The organism is Nostoc commune NIES-4072 (genome assembly GCF_003113895.1).
GTDB classification, from domain to species: Bacteria; Cyanobacteriota; Cyanobacteriia; order Cyanobacteriales; family Nostocaceae; genus Nostoc; species Nostoc commune.
Map to the genome: position 1 here is coordinate 161310 of NZ_BDUD01000001.1, position 17828 is coordinate 179137.

Consider the following 17828-nt stretch of genomic DNA (forward strand, 5'->3'; position numbering starts at 1 on the left):
TGAAAGGCCTGTCTTATTTAGTTTTCAAGGTTCAATAGCGCGAATAGCAAAATCATAACATGAGGAGTGACAATTCTGCTAAACGAAAATAGCTGAAAACCAGTCCACATAAGGTGCGCGGATGGGTTAAAGATACTATAGCCGTTAAGTCCTTGCATACACGACAATTCAGCCATTTTTGTAGTCACCTCTTCACCAACACCTACCCATTCGCGCACTGGACAAAAAAACTAGTCTGATTGCAAAGCAGTTCATTGTCCATGAGCCTAGTACAGACTTTCTTTCATTTCTAGCGAAAACAATTGCCACTTATCAAACCTCTGCGTTTCACTTTTAATCTCAATGCGTTATAAAACTTAAAATTTTTCCTTAGCAGCTAACATCTGTAAAATCTTTTCTACATGATCCAACTCTCCAACGATTCGCCGAATTGGGTGCGGCCAAACTTTGACAAGGGTAGGAGTTGCAGAAACCTGATTGAGTTCTGCTTGTTCTGGATGAGTTAAAACATCAATCACTTTCAAAGTATAAGGATGTCCCAGCGATCGCTCCAACAATTCGTGTAAATTTTGCAGAATACGTTCGGTTGTACTGCTATGTCCGGCAACAAACAATCGCAGAACATAGCCTTGTGTAATGGCTTCCTTTTTTTGTACTATTACAGGTTGATGGTATTTTGGCACAGGTTCAGAAAGGTCTAAACGAACAATTAAGTCGTGATCCTCCCAAAGCTGCGGGAATGAGGAACGATAAGTTGTTAATACCATGCGATCGCACAATCCCTCCTGCCAAGGAGCTGCTTGCCATACTAACTCCCCTGTCGCAAAAATGGCATTAAGCAAAGCTTGATGTCTAATGACAGCCGGATAAGCTTCAGCAAAAGTACGCACTTGTTGAGTACGTGGATCTAACCAGTGGTCAATAGTTGCAGTATAACAAGGCACTAAAAAGTGCGGTGGCTCTGGTAAATCTAGGATTTCTTGCAAAGCCGAACACAAATGCAAATGCCATCTACCTTGTTTGCTAGGGTCGATGCAGTAAATTAAATCTCCTCCAGGTGTGAATAGGGCAATACCTTTAAACAACTGGGGTGTAGATAGTTTGTTTGTCGTTAAATTATTCACAGAGGTTAGGAAGCTAAAAGTAAAAATTCTCTCTTTTACCTTTTACCTTAGCTATAACCGCAACCAGGATGACAAAGATATTTGGGAGTGGGGAGTGGGGATTAGGGAGATGAGGGAGATGAGGGGGATGAGGGGGATGAGGGGGATGAGGGGGATGAGGGGGACAAGGGGGATAAGGGGGAATATTGAAGAAGTCTCTTCTCCATGCCCAATGCCCAATGCCCAATGCCCAATGCCCAATCCCCAATCTTAAACTCGACCTCTGAGAAACTGTGCCATTTCGTTAGGAGTTGGTGACATTTCTAAAGCAGTCTCTTCAGTGATGCGACCGTCTTGGTAGAGATTGAGCAATGATTGATTCATCGTAATCATGCCGTCAAAGCCAGCTTGTTTCATCAACTCGCCAATTTCATCATACTTACCATCTTTGATCCATTCTTTGATAGCCTCAGTATTGATCAGCACATCGTGGAAAGCAGCCCGCTTCCCGTCAGTTGTACGGCACAAACCTTGGGCAATTACTGCCACTAAAGACTCAGATATTGCCACCCGCATTGCATCTTGTTCATCACCAGAGTAGAGATTGAGAATCCGTTCAATGGTTTTGACAGCGCTATTGGTGTGTAGGGTTCCCATAACTAAGTGACCAGTCTGAGCGGCTTTTAGAGCGGTGTTGACTGTTTCCTTATCCCGCATTTCCCCCACCAGAATCAAATCTGGATCTTCCCGCAAAGCTGCTTTCAAAGCGTTGTCAAATTTCCGGGTATGCATTCCCACTTCCCGTTGTTTGACTAAAGACTTGCGGCTTTGATGGATAAATTCTATTGGGTCTTCAATGGTGATGATATGCTTGGACATCTCCTTATTGATGTAGTCAACCATCGCCGCCATTGTGGTGGACTTACCAGAACCAGTGGGCCCAGTCACTAAAATTAAACCTTTGTGATGATGGCAAATATCCCGAAAAACTGGAGGTAATCTCAACTGTTCCATAGTCAAGATTTTTAGCGGAATCAACCGCAACACCATTGCAGGCCCTTTAAGGGAGCCAAAAACATTAATCCGCACGCGAGCAAAGTCATATTGAGTTGCTCCGTCAAATTCTAAGTGTTCTTCAAAGCGCTGAATTTCCCCTTCACTCATCACCTCCCGTAACCAACTCATAAAAGCTTCTTTATCTGTTTCTGGATAATCCGTTGGTTGAATTTCTCCTCGGCTGCGGAAGCGCGGTACTTCACCTACACCCAAGTGAATGTCAGAATATCCCTGATCGAAAGCTTCTCTGATTAACTTCGCTAAAGTCAGTTGTGAACTGCTGTTTTTAGGGGCAACTGAACTAGGTATTGGCGGTGGACTAACCGGACGATGACCTGCAACAGGCGCGTTGCTACTCCTATCTGACATATCCAATGTTTGTGTCATCTGCCTCTGGGTACTAGAGGTTGGCGGTGGGGGCGGCGGCATTGGTGGCAGGTTACGTCCAACAGCAGAGTTAGAATTTGATGGAGACTGTGATTGTGTCATATATCTTCACATTTGGCAGTTAAAAAGTTGAATTAACGAGAAGTCAAGTCACTTACTTCGATGACTTTTGGAGAGTGCTTGCGTGCAAGCTCTAGTGGTGATGAAATGGATTGAAATTTTAGAACTATGTTCAATCCATTTCATCCACCTCAATTTGTATCTTTTTTTTATTGAAATTCCACTAGTCAGATTACTTAAATAAATTATTTAACCTATCCACCCTGGTTTAACACACGGAAGGACTCAAACTTCTTCAGAAAAAATACATAGATATTTTAGTAATTAATAATACTTATAGCAAAATATAAATATTCTGAGCTTTTTAGATGAGAAATTTATCCCACGCATGGACACGAATTGCCAGCAATTAACAGCACAAACACTAGCAGATCATTTATTCAGCCCATCTATGAATTATGAGAACCAATACTAATTTTTATAAGAAATGTTAAGTAGAATAGGATTAATATATTGGGGATCAAGGTTAAAAGCTCATACCTTTTAGCTTATATATCTGAAGGCAGATGCACAAAACAAGTTGTTTGACATAGATATAAGCGCTGACTTTTTATTCATAATTACAAAAAATTAACTGTAAACTTTAGTAAATAAATGCTCATTTTCTCTATTAGTTTTTATATACTGAATTTCACTGAGAAACAAAATCAGTTTACTCGCCAAAAGCGAGAGATGACTGAAAATTAAAATTCGTTGTGTATTTTTGGGAGGAAAAGTCATGGTTTCTGCTCAAAGCTCTAATCTAGGAAAGACCTACTCCTTGTTGATGATTAAAAGCTTTTTAATATGGACTTTTACATTAGCAGTATGTTTGTTAGTTGTCGGTTTTCCGCTAGTTGTCTTGATGGCTACGGTCGGATGTCTGTTGTCGATCATCTTACAATCTGTAATGCCTGTTAGTGCTGTTTTGCTTGTAGCAGGCGCTTTAATAATGTTTAATGTCATGGCAGTTGTATTGGCTGCGGGTGTACTAACTGTTAAAGGAGTTCATCCCAGTGAAATTAAATGGTTAAGCTGGTTGCATGGAGAGGCAGACCAAATGCAGGCTACTGTTTACGCTGCTTGCCCTTTAACTTGTGAGATTAAAATGTAGTCATTACAGGTGAATACGACAAACAGTGCGTCTGCCCGGTTTAGCCGGGTTTTTTCATGCTGTTTGTGATTTTACTTGTGACAAGGCCTGGTCATTATAGATAAATTCGATAAACAGTGCATCTACCCGATTAAGCCGGGTTTTTTTATGCTTATTAGACCTCTTGCAAAAGTGCTTTTTGCACTCTTGGGGAAAAGGGTAATGGTTTTAGGTTAAAGGGTAGTATTTAAACCTTTTCCCTCTTCCCCCTTACCCTTTTCCCCTCTTCATTTTCCTGACAAATGCCAAGAAGTCTATTGTGTGATTATCCTTTTAAGGAAGTCGGCACAATAAAACCAAACTGTGTGAAGAAAAGTAAATAAGTCTCAAACCCTTTTGCGTCCTGCTTTATGCCAACGATAATTGTTTACGCTGACTTACTTATATTTATAGTTTGTGTGATGATTGATCGCTACCTATTGACTATTGACCATAGACCATTGACTATAACCATTGGCAAATGACAGATGGCTAATGACTAATGACTAATCAAAAACGTGTTTGCATTATTTTGGGTACTCGTCCAGAAGCAATTAAACTAGCTCCTGTGATTCAGGTTTTCCAAAAGTCTTCAAGTTTTGAGTCGCAAGTAATTCTAACTGGACAGCATCGAGAGATGGTTGAGCAAGTTATGCAACTGTTCAACATCAAAGCAGATTATGACTTGGAAATTATGCAGGTTCAGCAATCTCTAAATGATATTACCTGCCGTAGTTTACAAGGGTTAGAAGCATTATTTAAGGATAAAAAACCAGATTTAGTGGTGGTGCAGGGAGACACTACTACGGCTTTTGCCGCAGCTTTGGCAGCTTTTTATCAAAAAATCCCTATCGGTCATGTAGAAGCAGGTTTAAGAACTGATGATATCTTGAATCCTTACCCAGAAGAAGCTAATCGACGGTTGATTTCTCAAATTACTCAGTTGCACTTTGCGCCTACTCCTTGGGCTGTGGAAAATTTGCACCGTTCTGGTGTTTTGGGTGAAATTCACATGACGGGTAACACGGTAATTGATGCGCTGTTGAATGTAGCTGCAACCCAAGCAGTTTGTAATGTACCAGGCTTAGACTGGGATTCATACCGCGTTCTGTTAGCAACAGTTCATCGTCGAGAAAATTGGGGAGAACCTCTGTTAGCGATCGCTCAAGGCTTTTTACAAATCTTAGACAAGTTTCCTGATACAGCTTTGCTACTACCATTACATCGCAATCCCACAGTGCGAGTTCCATTACAAGAACTTTTAGGGAATCATCCCCGAATTTTCTTGACAGATCCTCTCGATTATGGTGAGTTGGTGGGTGCAATTGGGCGATCGCATCTTTTGCTCACTGACTCTGGTGGCTTGCAAGAAGAAGCCCCCAGTTTGGGAAAACCAGTATTAGTTTTAAGAGATACCACCGAAAGACCAGAAGCTATTGCAGCCGGTACAGCGAAACTTGTAGGCACTACAAGTGAGAACATTTTTGCAAATGCTGCTGAGTTACTTAGTGATCCAGATGCTTATGCAGCAATGGCAAATGCAATTAATCCCTTTGGGGATGGTCATGCAGCAGAGCGCATTTTGCAGATTGTACAAAATTACCTGGGTCTTTCATCAGAAACTTCAACTTAGGAACTTAAAGTGAACAAAATGCAAAATTTCTGTTTTTCAGGGTGCATAAAATCCGCTTTTCTGCCGATTTTTTTACTTCAAAAAGCTCCATGTCTCATATCATGTCCGCATAAATAGTTATGCTAACCACAATACTGCTCGCTTTGTGCATTTTTAACTCGGCATTGGGTTTAGGGAAAAGGTTACTGGGTTTAGGTTAAAGGTTTTTTCTTTGCCCTTTCCCCTTCCCCTTTTCCCCAAAACCCGACAAGTATTGATGCTAACCACAACCATTACACCCCACCCTCAACCGCTCCCTGCTCTTCGGCAGGAAAGACAAAGCGTAGCTTTGGCGGGATGGGGTTCTTCGGGTTTAATAAGCAATCAAGCGGACATGATATCAGACGATAGCCGAGCGTGGGATGAATGATTTATCTCCATCCCACAAAAAAATAGTAGAATCAACAGATTTTTAACGAAGAGGCAGTTCTAAAAGGGGGCTAAAAGTTTGGGGAAATGACCTTATCCAGAACTGTTCTATCCCCCTTGCTCTCTGCTCCCTTGCCTCTTTATCAAAGGGTGACTTTTGGCTAAATACCTAAAGCTCCTCGTGTTTCGGGTCCCACCGTACCATCTACAAGTAGACCTTTACTTGCCTGAAAGCTTCGGACTCGGTTAACAGTTTCTCGACCGTAAATTCCATCAACTCTGAGATTACCTAAAGCTGTTTGAACATCTCTTACAAGCTGACCTCTAGAACCAGGGGTAAGAATCACCGAACCGCCAACACCACCAGGTCTAGTTATAGGAGCATAGTTAGGTCTATTACCAACCCACCGAGCAAAAACATATCTACCCGTAGAAAGCCTAGCAAAACCGTTTTCATACCTTTCAATGGCTGGAAGTGTTGTGCCATTTGGTAGGCAATCCACGTATGAGTAGTTAGTGCTTGGGCCTGTACGGATACGCAAACAACTGCCGTTAGTCCTGACAAATGCAGCCGTACTAATTTGAATTTGGGCAGCAGCAATAAGTAATACACCAACACCAGCTAAAGCTAACCAAGCTGAAGATTTAAGAAGTTTTTTCCAATTAAATTTAGCTTTGGTAATTCCAAATGTCTCTTCTTTATTAATAACTATGTCAAAAGATGTAAGAGGTTTTTTGTTATCTAATTGAGATTTAGAGGAATTATATTTGGTGTTTCGAGATGCTTCTTCTTGAGCAATAAACATTTGAGAATAAGCAAGATATTCCATAATGCACCCCTTTATATGAAAAAATGAGTAAATACAGAAAAAACTGAATTTCTCTGTATTTATTCTTAGTATATTTTATATCTCTGTATTGTCAAAAGGTTTTTGCTGGTAGCGGAATTAAGAAAAAATAAAATCAACGTGAGTTCGATAAACCTCTCACTACCTTGAACTTTAGTTCAAAGGTGTCCCTCTCGCCCCAATACTTCTCGGTTAAAGGGGAAGGGGAAAAGGGAAAAAAAGCTTTAACCCTTCCCCTTTAACCTTTTCCCAAAACCTGATTCCGGATTAAAAATGCAAAACCCGAGAAGTATTGCCTCTCGCCCGTCGAAGAGGGGCCATTTTATGTAGAAAAATCAGGGAGAGGTCTTTTTGATTGAGCTAATTAAGCGGATACTTCGCAGTGTCCAGATCCCCGACTTCTTAAAGAAGTCGGGGATCTAACTTTTCACTATATATAATCCGTCGAATTCACGTTGAAATCAGTTAAAAGATTTCTACAAAAATAAATAAAATTTAGTAAAAGCTTTTTTGCTTACTGGCTCCTTCTTTATGCGTCCAAATATGTCAAGCGTATTGTTCGAGTCTAGCTAAATTAACAACCGTAGATGCTAATTCGTCTAAATCTATCGGCTTACAACGGTATATATCATAACCTGCTAATAATGCACGATTACGGTCTTCGTCGAAAGCAGATGCCGTCAGAGCAATAGCTGGAATCTTTCTCCCTCGCCTTGCTTCTATATTTCTGATCTTTGTGAGCAGTGAGCAGCCGCTCTCATCTGGTAAATAAATGTCACTAATCAGGATGTCTGGTTTAAAAAATGACATTATTTCTAGAGCATCACCTGCCGAAGCAGCTGTAATAATCTCTGCTCCGTCTATTTCAAATAGAAAGGTAAGTAAGGTTCTCGTATCAGGGTCGTCATCCACAATGAGCAATCGCAGACCTTTAAAAGACATCGACTGATTAGACATTATTTCACCGCCGTGTAGCTGAAACACCATCAAATCGCATGTATTTATAAATGCGATTTGATGCATACTTTACTAAATCTTAATGGAACTAACTGGCAAACGTCTGTCCGGTGTCGGACATAGTAGGTTAAAATTATTCACTAGTTATTCACTAGCGATGTCTACGACGGGCTACGCCTACGCGCCTTGGCTAATTGTCCAGCAACCGAGCAAATTCGTTTTGGATAACTCGATAACACTCACAGGAAGTTGCTTCCAAATCTTCCCGATTCAGGATGCTAATATGACCACGCTGATAGCGAATTATTCCGGTTCGGCTCAGGGTATTAGCCGCTACTGTCACACCGGAGCGCCGTACACCCAGCATCTGGGCAATAAATTCTTGTGTGAGCGGAAAATCCTCTAATTGCAGGCGGTCAGAGACTGTCAGTAGCCAACGAGCCAGCCGCTCCTCTAGGGTATGAAAACGGTTGCAGGCACATCCTTGCGCCAGTTCAGTGTATACAGCTTGTACATAGCGCAGCAGCAGGTTTTGAATAGCTCCGCCCTGATTGAACTCGGTTTTAAGTATATCTGCATCCATCTGCATAGCAGCACCTGAAACCTGCACAAACGCTTTTGTGGTTGTTGTATTGCCTCCTAAAATTACTGGGATACCGACCATGCCTTCATTGCTCACTATCCCAACTTCCACCATTGAGCCATCTTCCATACTACTGACAATAGAAACTACTGCGTGTTGAGGAAAATAGACGTGTGCGATCGGTTCTTTTGGTTCGTAAATTACTTGCCGAGTCGAAAGCGAAACCAACTTCAGGTGTGGAACAAGACGCTGATAATCATTAGTTGACAAAGCCGCGAGTAACTTATTTACTTGCGGCTTAAAAGTGTTTTCCCTCACTGAACATTAAAAAAATAGATAAATTTGCTCAAAATACTTTAAATCAAGTTACTTTTGCGAGTCTGTTCGGTTTCGCACACATAACTCAAAAAAATTTTTCGGCTCGGTTACTGGGCAAAAAGCCCAGTAACCGAGCAAATTCGTTTTGTATGACTCGATAACACTCGCAGGAAGTTGCTGACAAATTCTCTCGGTTCAAGATGTTAATATGACCACGGTGATAGCTGATCATTCCGGCTCGGCTGAGAGTGCTAGCCGCAACTGTAACGCCGGAACGACGCACACCTAGCATCTGAGAGATAAATTCTTGCGTGAGGAAAAAATCTTCTGATCCCACACGGTCAGAGACTGTCAGTAACCAACGAGCCAGCCGTTCGTCCAGTGTATGCAGACGGTTACAGGCAGCTCCTTGCGCCAGTTCAGAATATATAGCTTGTATGTAAGACAGCAGCAGGGTTTGAATAGCTCCGCCCCGATTGAACTCGGCTTTAAGTACATCTGCATTCATCTGCATAGCAGCGCCCGAAATCTGCACAAATGATGTTGTGGTTGTGATCTTGTTTCCTAAAATTACCGGGATACCAATCATGCCTTCACTGCTCACTATCCCAACTTCCGCCGTTGAGCCATCTTCCATAGTGGCAACTATAGAAACCATTGAGTTGTGAGGAAAATAGACCTGTGCGATCGGTTCGCCTGCTTGAGAAAGAATTTGCGGAACTTCGAGCGAAACTAGTTTTAGATGGGGGAGAAGACGCTGATAATCACTGGCTGGCAAAGCTGCAAGCAGCTTATTTAATGGTTGCTGAAAGATATTTTCATCTAATGACATTAGAAGCCACTCTTCTTAAATTAGGTGACTTTAGAAAAACCAACTCAGGGCATAAGGAAAGGATTTAAGGGTCAGATCCTAATGTCAAAAGGTGTATTCACTAAAGAAACATAGGAGCAATCTAAAAAAGCTTAAATTAATACACTTGTTTAAGTCTGTGCACTTCCGTACATAGAAACTTAAAAAAACTTATTTTCGTCGTTTATTGGGCTTATTGTCCAATAAACGAATAATTTCCTCTTCTAGTATCTGATAACATTCACAGGAAGTTTTTTCTAAAGCCTCTCGATTCAGAATCTTAATCTGACCACGGTGGTAGGCGATCATTCCAGCTTGGCTCAGGGTGCTAGCTACTTCGGTGACACCAGCGCTATTTACACCCAGCATCTCTGAGATAAATTCTTGGGTAAGCGGAAATTCCTTTGATTCCAGACGGTCAGAGATTGTCAGCAGCCAACGAGCCAGCCGCTCCTCTAACTGATGAAGACGGTTGCACACAGATTCTTGTACTATTTGAGTGTATACACCTTGCACATAGCACAGCAGCACCGTTTGAAGCGCTGCACTCCGATTGAACTCGCTTCTGAGTATATTTGCATCGATTTGCATGGCACTGTCTGGAATTTGCACCAATGCAGTTGTGGTTGTGATGTTGTCTCCTAAAATCACAGGCATACCCACCATGCCTTCATTACTCACTAAACCAACTTCCATTGTCGAGCCATCTTCCATAGTGGTGACAATAGAAACCACTGCGTTATGAGGAAAATAGACCTGTGTAATCGGTTCGCCTGTTTGGTAAAGGACTTGCCGATCTGAAAGTGGAACCAGCTTCATGTGGGGAATAAGACGCTGATAATCACTGGCTGGCAGAGCTGCAAGCAACTTATTTGCTGGTTGCTCAAAGGCATTTTTGTCTAATGACATTGGAATTCTCCTAAATGTAGCCGTCTCTAGAAAAGGCAACTTACGGCATAAGGAGAAAAATCAAGAATTTGATCCTATATGTCAAAAGGTGTATTCCCTAAAAATGTTTTAATAAAAGATTAGATTTTTATATTTATTATAAACATATTTATAATAAATATAATTAAATTAGAAATTTACTCTAGCAAATAAATCCTGATACACTCAAAAAAGGTAGGGGCAATTCATGAATTGCCCCTACCGATCTACCTCACATGAATGAAAACCGCCATATAGCTCACTAAAGCATTTATCATCTATCTAAAGGTTGAGAGCAAAATAATAGAAATTGCATAGCAAAGTAGCCCGCCTCAGAATAAATTCTGAGTCTAATAGCGAAAGTCGTCTAAAGACGACTGAGAAAATGTTATGGCCTGTTTTAAGGAGCCTCCTGAAAGATATTCCTGTTGGGAGCATTGGAACGAATTACGTTAGCGAAGCGGTAGCGAGGAACGAGCGTCATTACGAATTACAACTTTACCAAAGTGAGCCGCACTTTTGAGGTAATGATAAGCTTCTCGTGCTTCAATGAAAGGGAAAACTCGATCAATAATTGGTTTAATTTGATGCTGTTGCATCGCCTGATTCATTGCTTCAAACATTTCCCGGCTGCCAACATAAATGCCTTGAACTGTTAAACTTTTAAAAAGTATTGGCATGGGGTCAATTTCATTTCCTCTACCTGATAATACGCCAATCAAGCTAATACCTCCTCCAATACGGACTGCTTGCAGTGATTTTGGCAGAGTACCTGCACCGCCTACTTCTACTACATGATCTACACCTGTGCGATTGGTTAATTGGTAAACTTGCTTTTCCCAATCTGGTGTTGTTTTGTAATTGATTGTTTCGTCAGCACCAAGCTGTTGAGCTAGTGCCAATTTCTCATCACTGCTAGAAGTAATAATTGCTCTAGCACCATGTATCTTGGCAAACTGGAGAGCAAAAATCGAAACTCCCCCCGTACCGAGTAATAAAATACTATCACCTGCGCGAATATTGCCTTTTGTCACCAGTCCATGCCAAGCTGTGACTGCTGCACAGGGTAAGGTTGCGCCTTCAATGTAGGATAGATGGTCAGGTAATATTACCAAACCATTTTGGTGTAATACGACATACTCAGCTAGCATTCCATTGATACCGCCTCCTAAATCGGATTTCATTTTCTCTTTGGTTAAAGAGCCATAAATCCAGTCTTGGAAGAAAATACCAGCGACGCGATCGCCTATTTTAACCCGTGTCACACCTTCGCCTACCGCCACGACTTCCCCCGCACCGTCAGACAGGGGAATTAAGGGATATTTTTGTCCAGAACCGTAAGCTCCTTCAATGACTAGCAGATCGCGGTAATTTAGGGATGTTGCTTTGACTTGAATGAGAACTTGTCCCGCAGTCGGTTTTAGTTCAGGGCGATCGACTAATGCGAGGGCATCAATCCCGGCGTTGCTTTGAATTTCGTAAGCTTTCATTGGCGGATTCCTTTTGCCAAAGATTATATACAGGGCTATTTCATTCTCATCTAGCCCGCCTCAGAATAAATTCTGAGGCTAATAGCAAAAGTCGTCTAAAGACGACTAAGGAAAGGCTTTTAGTCCACTAAAGTGGACTTAAGCTATTAGCTCGGAACTTTAGTTCTGGGCGGTTTATGTTTAGAACGAAATAGCCCTACTCTAAATTGATAGTCATTTCACCTTATGAGCTTGGTTGCTGATCGGGAAACATACATTTATCAGAATCGCAACCACTAGGGCCAGCCTCTGCCATTTCGCCTAAATCGTAGCGGCTTAAGACTGCACAGAAATCATCTGTTTTGCGCCGTGCTTTCACTTCTTGATTTAAGCGATTGTAAGTTGGTTTATCTATCGGTTCAAATGGCAAACGTGGGAATGATTGTAAATCATCAAAACGAGCTAAAAGAGCGGCTGAAATATATCCTTCATCATTCTGGATAGTTTCGTAAATGCGCTGTCCTAAAGGTTCGATCTCATCAGAACGAAGTTCTAAAGTTGCTGATGTGTTGTGAGTCACGTACCAACGTTGAACCTGGAGGACAAAATCAAATTGGGCTAAGACTGAAAACTTAGAAACATCAATTTCATCAGCCCCTGGTAAATCAGCCCAAGATACAGAAACAGGGATTTCTACTAACCACTCACTCACCCGTGGATCAAAGGGATCGTTGAGCAAATTGCCCTGTTCATCTTTATCTGATTGAGAGGGAATGACGTTGTAACCATAGTCAATACAAGCTAAGGCTACTGGGTCATTTTTGCCGAAGGTGATGCGGCGAATAAATCTTTGCGCTTTTGGGGGATGCCATCCTGAACTAGCATTAGTTAATAATGCCTTCGTGCCACTGGGCTGGACTGTAGTGCAACGATTTGGACGCTTGAAATTATGGCGATCGCAGTAATCCCAAACTACCCTATGTACAATATCTTTCCAAGAACTTAGATATTTTTCTTCCTCACGCTTGAAAGCTAATCCTTGTGGAGTTGCAGGTCTTCCGGCTTCCCACCAGCGCAGCCAATCAACACCAAAAGCATGGACAAAGAAATCAAATAAACCTGTAAAAGAAACTCCCACAATCGGATCTAATTCACGGCTGTATTGATAACGTGGTTCCAGGAATTTGTGATTTAAAAGTGCTGCTACAGATAGCGCCCCAGCAGTGAAAGCTTCCTCTTGTTCTTTATAGTTATGTGGATCGATTTGATTGAGGTGAACCTCTGACAAATTGCAGTTACCAGTTAGGGTATTACCAAATACTCCTTTGTGATGTTCTGGTTCATTGAAGCAATAAGTATCGTGCAAACTTGGTAATTCTTCTACACCTCTGACTATTTGCCATTTACCTTTGTGTTTTGCGTCACACCCTTTGCTCACATCCAAACGCTGGCAAGGAATTTGTCCACAGTCAGTAATTTGCAAGTAGTATAAATCTTGACTGCGAACACCAGAGTTAGTTACTGACCCTTTATGAGCGCAGAGATTTAAAGAAGAACGGATACCGCATTTAGTTAGTAATAACTGCACTCGATACGCACGTTCGTAATCAGAAATGTAAATCCTAATGCCATTGCTATGTGTATTTGTGCCATCTGTATCGGCTAAACCAGCAATAAAGTGCAAAATTGCTTGGCGATTCCAACTAGCAATTACATTCAGTGACTCTGGATTTGTTTTTAAACTCTTTAAAAATTCTCCAGAAAAACCTAAGTCTGTTACATCTATAAAAGTTGGTAAGTAGTCATAGTTTCTTTCAGGAGACTTACTTCCGATTACAGATAAAGCTGCTTTTTGTTCATAGAGTCTAACTTTGGCATTACCATTTTGGTCTGTAGTTCCATCTCCTACAGCTATCCCCAAAGTATAGGCATAACTTGGATCGATATTTAACCCACTTTCATACTGAATCATAAAAGGCTCAGTATGAATGGCATATCTACTAACATCCATCAAATCCTTGGTTTGCACTTCTTTGTATTCTTTATCAAATCTATCTTTCACAAAGAAGCGATGATATTCGGTTGCATCTAAGTAAGTACCATCTGCAAATTTGACTCGATACAGCTTGCGTTCGCTACCAGTTTTAAATGGCGTTATTTGACTCCATTTTTGACCATTCCAAATCTCAATTTCATCTCCAACAACATCTTTGATTTTATGCATTCCATCTTTAGTGATGAGCAAAGTATCACCACTCACACAATGGAAGTTAGCGCCAATTATCTCACCACACGGATTTAAACCGTAGCGAGCTAAACGATGTTCTAGCTCATTAGCATCAATATTTGGATAGCGTTCCTGTAACCACTGTTTTGCTGTTCCTTGTTCATAAGCTTGCAAAAAATTAACTTTGTCAGATTGTGTTGGCAGCAAATCAATGTTTGATCGCGCTACGGCTTCACCAGCCCATTGAATCGCTCCCTCGCCACTATAATATTGTTTGCGAACGGCATTAAGACATTCTTCTAAGGTTGGCTTGCGGTGAAAAACTCTCGTATGGTTCGCCATCCTGAGTGCATCACGCTCTGGATCAATTCGCCAGTTGCCACTTTCATCTTGCTGCCATAAGTTATCTTTGGCATCAGCAAACAAACTATCTTCACTAGAACCTTGCCTCATGCCAGCACTATTATGTGTCAGATAGCCATCGCAATAGAAACAATGAGCTTCTTCGACTTCAATATCGTAAGTGTGGACATGATCGTAACTGCCTAGTCCTTTCACAGTGACTGGAATATCTAGCGAGATATCAGCTTCAACGATATAGCGCTCATAATTGGCATCAACAGTGCGAGAACCTTGGAATCCCATATCTCGCATCTCGCTATAAGTGTAAGCTTCTTGCATGATTGCACCAGGGACGGTAAAACCATACATTTTCAATCCTTTTTTCACACACCCTTTAGCTGAGTGTGGTGCAATGAGTGCGTTATAACGCTCTTTAAGGGCTGGAATTGTTAGGTTGTACTTTACTTGCCATGTTTGCTGTTGTGGATGGGTAATGCTAATTCTGCCAGCGATCGCTAAACTGGATAAAACTGCACTAACTTGTCTAATAAATGACCGATAGACTGAGGTAACTAAGTGAGGGGGTCGGTTATTGACAGCACCACCACTGTCCATTAATCCAGCTAGGTAAGCCGCCCTGATATCTACTGAACCTTGCAAAATAAAACTAGGAATTGCTAGGGGAATATTAGGTTGCTTAATGTAGCGATAGAAATACTCAGCTAGTCGAATAGATGAGCAGATTGATTTGGCAGTGTTTTCGCCCTTGATTACTCCATGAGTAGCAGTCAATCCAAATAAAGCTAAAACAGCATCTATCTTGGCTTGAACTCTAGCTGTGAGTTCTGCATCTAAGCTGTTCATTGTCCATTCAACCCGGCCATAAGGCTTATCATACTTATTGCGACCGAGAGCAATATAGCCGTCACCGTGGGTTAACCCAATTAGCCAAGCAACCTCAGATGTTAATTCGGGAATTACAAACGACTTAGCTGTGCGACTGTTTGAGGGTCGAGATTCAGTAAAATCAGGGGGGAGATGGGTAACTGTACCAGGTAGAACTTGTGTGTTGTGCAGTAGGCGATCGCCCTCAACTAAACTTGCAACCGATTTCCAAGTAATTCCCCCTTGAGCATCTGCAAGAACTGCTTGTCTGTGGTTTAAAGTTGCTCTTGGGTAAGTCGCATTAGTTTCAATTTCATAGACATCCTGAAATCCTTGGTCGAATTTATCAACAACTCGCCGAAATCCTAAAGGAGTTTGTACTAGATCGCCCACTTGGACATCGCAAATGGGAACAAGACCTTTGGAAGTATGAACTAAAGCATCTTCAGGTAGACAGCGCCGAATATTACCTGCAACAATTGTTACAGCAGCTTGATCGATTAACAGACAGCATTCAACTGAATTTAATTGCCGTCCTACAGCTTTATTTAGGATGGAAGCACAACGCTGATAAAGTCCGGGCAATTTTATAGGATTAGCAACTCCTCCAAAGCCGTTGAGAGTTTCTCCTGCTTTTCGGACATCACTGATGTCAACTAATACTTCAACTTCTCCTGAAAATCGTTCATTAGTGGAGAGTTCTAATAGGGCTTGATATGATTCAACCCAACCTTCACGGCTATCTCCAACGTGAATAGTGACGTTATTGCCTTCTATATGAGTTTCAGTATATTCACGCCGTTGTTGAACAGGAGTGCTGCCAATTTCGCCTTGTACAGTAACATTCAATTGATTACGGATGGGGGGCAACTGGTTAATAAATTGTGGTTCTATGACGGCTCCAGTACCACAGCCCATCATTGCCAAATCCATCATTAATCCGAAGGCACTCCAGTCTTCGAGATTGGTGGAGGTGCAATTATAAGCCCCAGAAAAATTCTTTGGCTTGGTTATCCAGTCTGTACCACCAACCCACAGCCAGCGTCCACTGGGCATAGCTTTCAAGTTGCGCTGCATTTTATCGAGGATGACAGCTTCTTCTTGAGTGAGCTTTCCTAACTCGACTAAGCCGAGTAAAGTGCGATCGCATACCTCATCCCATGTTTCCCTTAGTCCTGCCTTTGTGCGGCGGCTATAGGTTCTAAAAAATACGGGATTAGCAGCCGGTGCTGTTTCGGGAAACTTTGCACTCTGGCGTTTTCTTTCGAGTTCTCGAACCATATACTAAGTGTCTTGCGTTCTTGTTGCGTGCGGACAGACTATGACTATACGCCAAGTAGTTTGAGTATTAAAGATTGTCAAATTGTCCACTTTACGCTAGTTATAAGCCGTAGTATTTGCAACAAAAATTTATGATGTATAATATTCTTCACCCTTGGGTAGCATCTCAAACTCAAGTTTTAATTAGCACATATAAATTTATAAGTAAAATCTCTTTATACCGATTCTTAACTTAGCGGAGGCATAAACTTTGCTGAAAATTATGCAGGTAGAAATTGACGAACATAAATCTCATATACACCAACTCTTTTGGGAATATTTTAACGAGACTAAGTTGATATTCAGCCATCAGTTTGGTATCAATTTAGATGTGAATAAATTCTTTGAGCAATATATGACTCAACTGCACGAATTTATACCCCCTTCAGGACGCTTGCTTTTGGGACAATACGAGGCAAAAATAGCAGGCTGCGCTTGCTTGCGAAAAATTGGTGAAGATATTGGCGAAATTAAAAGGATGTATGTAAGACCAGAATTTCGCAAAAAAGGAATCGGTAGAGCATTATTAGAAACTATCATCAATGAAGCTTCTAATATTGGTTACTCAAAGATTCGTTTAGACAGCGCCCCTTTTGCAAAGGAAGCACATACACTTTATCGTGTATATGGCTTTCAGGATATAGAGCCGTATTTAGAAAAGACAGAGATTCCTATAGAATATCGAGCCAACTGGGTTTTTATGGAATTAGTTTTAAAATGATCAATATCCGTTGTGAAACTCTGTCAGACTACACAGTAATAGCTGAGGTGAATACATTAGCCTTTGGGCAAGAAAATGAGGCTAAATTTGTAGAGAAAATTCGCTGTTCTGACCGCTATATTCCAGAACTTTCTCTGGTTGCAGAGATTGATAATGTTGTAGTCGGTCATATTTTATTCAGCTACATTGACCTGGTGAGTGAAGAAACACTACAGGTACTCGGTTTAGCACCTTTGGCAGTTCATCCAAAGTTTCAACGACAAGGTATTGGTAGCGCACTAATAAAAGCAGGGTTAGAAATAGCAGAGGCAAAGAAAGAAGCCATAGTGATTGTCCTTGGTCATCCCCATTTCTATACTCGCTTTGGTTTTCAGCCTTCTGTTGTTTATGAAATCGAGTCTCCTTTTCCAGTACCAGAGGATGTCTTCATGGTTAAACCACTGCAAAGTTATCAAAAAAGGTATAAAGGAAAAGTTTTTTATCCATCTACTTTTGATGGAGTGTAACTCGCGCACAAATTCAGGGATGAGGCAGATGAATAGGAAATTAGCCGAATGCTGCGC

General features: G+C 41.4%; 13 protein-coding genes. 4 read left to right on the forward strand and 9 right to left on the reverse strand.

What is annotated here, in order from left to right:
• Positions 1 to 356: 356 nt before the first annotated feature.
• Together CDC33_RS00685 and CDC33_RS00695 are read right to left on the reverse strand one after the other, a co-directional pair.
• On the reverse strand, positions 357 to 1124 hold the full coding sequence (locus CDC33_RS00685) for a circadian clock KaiB family protein (RefSeq protein ID WP_109006847.1): 768 nt from the start codon (positions 1122 to 1124) through the stop codon (positions 357 to 359).
• A 249-nt stretch (positions 1125 to 1373) separates the two neighbouring features.
• On the reverse strand, positions 1374 to 2648 hold the full coding sequence (locus CDC33_RS00695) for a type IV pilus twitching motility protein PilT (RefSeq protein ID WP_109006848.1): 1275 nt from the start codon (positions 2646 to 2648) through the stop codon (positions 1374 to 1376).
• A gap of 736 nt (positions 2649 to 3384) precedes the next feature.
• Between CDC33_RS00695 and CDC33_RS00700 the strand changes: the two genes are divergently transcribed.
• Both CDC33_RS00700 and wecB read left to right on the forward strand, forming a co-directional pair.
• Positions 3385 to 3759, forward strand: a complete 375-nt coding sequence (locus CDC33_RS00700) for a hypothetical protein (RefSeq protein WP_109006849.1) — start codon at positions 3385 to 3387, stop codon at positions 3757 to 3759.
• Positions 3760 to 4279: 520 nt separating this feature from the next.
• Complete coding sequence (gene wecB / locus CDC33_RS00705; RefSeq protein ID WP_109006850.1) at positions 4280 to 5410, forward strand: non-hydrolyzing UDP-N-acetylglucosamine 2-epimerase; 1131 nt, start codon at positions 4280 to 4282, stop codon at positions 5408 to 5410.
• A 569-nt stretch (positions 5411 to 5979) separates the two neighbouring features.
• Here wecB and CDC33_RS00710 read toward each other — a convergent pair.
• The 7 genes from CDC33_RS00710 to nrdJ all read right to left on the reverse strand — a co-directional run bounded on the left by CDC33_RS00710 (position 5980) and on the right by nrdJ (position 16505).
• Positions 5980 to 6648 carry a peptidoglycan-binding protein gene (locus tag CDC33_RS00710; protein ID WP_109006851.1) on the reverse strand — a complete coding sequence of 223 codons (669 nt, stop codon included), beginning with the start codon at positions 6646 to 6648 and terminating at the stop codon, positions 5980 to 5982.
• 564 nt (positions 6649 to 7212) lie between these two features.
• Positions 7213 to 7689 carry a response regulator gene (locus CDC33_RS00715; protein ID WP_244919093.1) on the reverse strand — a complete coding sequence of 159 codons (477 nt, stop codon included), beginning with the start codon at positions 7687 to 7689 and terminating at the stop codon, positions 7213 to 7215.
• Positions 7690 to 7813: 124 nt separating this feature from the next.
• A complete protein-coding gene (locus tag CDC33_RS00720; protein ID WP_244919094.1) occupies positions 7814 to 8476 on the reverse strand; it encodes a Crp/Fnr family transcriptional regulator in 663 nt (220 codons plus the stop codon).
• Between the two features lie 133 nt (positions 8477 to 8609).
• Positions 8610 to 9356: a Crp/Fnr family transcriptional regulator gene (locus tag CDC33_RS00725; protein WP_109006853.1), complete on the reverse strand. Its 747-nt coding sequence runs from the start codon at positions 9354 to 9356 to the stop codon at positions 8610 to 8612.
• 189 nt (positions 9357 to 9545) lie between these two features.
• Positions 9546 to 10283 (reverse strand): Crp/Fnr family transcriptional regulator, encoded by a 738-nt coding sequence (locus CDC33_RS00730; protein WP_109006854.1) that lies wholly within the window; start codon positions 10281 to 10283, stop codon positions 9546 to 9548.
• Positions 10284 to 10753: 470 nt separating this feature from the next.
• Entirely contained in the window at positions 10754 to 11791 is a 1038-nt protein-coding gene (locus CDC33_RS00735) for a zinc-dependent alcohol dehydrogenase family protein (RefSeq protein WP_109006855.1), read from the reverse strand.
• 223 nt (positions 11792 to 12014) lie between these two features.
• Positions 12015 to 16505, reverse strand: coding sequence for a ribonucleoside-triphosphate reductase, adenosylcobalamin-dependent (gene nrdJ, locus CDC33_RS00740; protein ID WP_109006856.1), 4491 nt, complete (start codon positions 16503 to 16505; stop codon positions 12015 to 12017).
• Between the two features lie 262 nt (positions 16506 to 16767).
• On the opposite strand from nrdJ, the gene CDC33_RS00745 reads away from it, so the two are divergent.
• Positions 16768 to 17265 (forward strand): GNAT family N-acetyltransferase, encoded by a 498-nt coding sequence (locus CDC33_RS00745; RefSeq protein ID WP_244919095.1) that lies wholly within the window; start codon positions 16768 to 16770, stop codon positions 17263 to 17265.
• Positions 17262 to 17771 carry a GNAT family N-acetyltransferase gene (locus CDC33_RS00750; protein WP_109006858.1) on the forward strand — a complete coding sequence of 170 codons (510 nt, stop codon included), beginning with the start codon at positions 17262 to 17264 and terminating at the stop codon, positions 17769 to 17771. The genes CDC33_RS00745 and CDC33_RS00750 overlap by 4 nt, the downstream gene beginning before the upstream one ends.
• Positions 17772 to 17828 lie beyond the last annotated feature (57 nt).

Excerpts from the sequence above, each read along its gene's own strand:
- CDC33_RS00695 (WP_109006848.1), bottom strand. The coding sequence starts at position 2,648 with ATGACACAATCACAGTCTCCATCAAATTCTAACTCTGCTGTTGGACGT.
- CDC33_RS00700 (WP_109006849.1), top strand. The coding sequence starts at position 3,385 with ATGGTTTCTGCTCAAAGCTCTAATCTAGGAAAGACCTACTCCTTGTTG.
- wecB (WP_109006850.1), top strand. The coding sequence starts at position 4,280 with ATGACTAATCAAAAACGTGTTTGCATTATTTTGGGTACTCGTCCAGAA.
- CDC33_RS00710 (WP_109006851.1), bottom strand. The coding sequence starts at position 6,648 with ATGGAATATCTTGCTTATTCTCAAATGTTTATTGCTCAAGAAGAAGCA.
- CDC33_RS00715 (WP_244919093.1), bottom strand. The coding sequence starts at position 7,689 with ATGCATCAAATCGCATTTATAAATACATGCGATTTGATGGTGTTTCAG.
- CDC33_RS00725 (WP_109006853.1), bottom strand. The coding sequence starts at position 9,356 with ATGTCATTAGATGAAAATATCTTTCAGCAACCATTAAATAAGCTGCTT.
- CDC33_RS00730 (WP_109006854.1), bottom strand. The coding sequence starts at position 10,283 with ATGTCATTAGACAAAAATGCCTTTGAGCAACCAGCAAATAAGTTGCTT.
- CDC33_RS00735 (WP_109006855.1), bottom strand. The coding sequence starts at position 11,791 with ATGAAAGCTTACGAAATTCAAAGCAACGCCGGGATTGATGCCCTCGCA.
- nrdJ (WP_109006856.1), bottom strand. The coding sequence starts at position 16,505 with ATGGTTCGAGAACTCGAAAGAAAACGCCAGAGTGCAAAGTTTCCCGAA.
- CDC33_RS00745 (WP_244919095.1), top strand. The coding sequence starts at position 16,768 with ATGCAGGTAGAAATTGACGAACATAAATCTCATATACACCAACTCTTT.
- CDC33_RS00750 (WP_109006858.1), top strand. The coding sequence starts at position 17,262 with ATGATCAATATCCGTTGTGAAACTCTGTCAGACTACACAGTAATAGCT.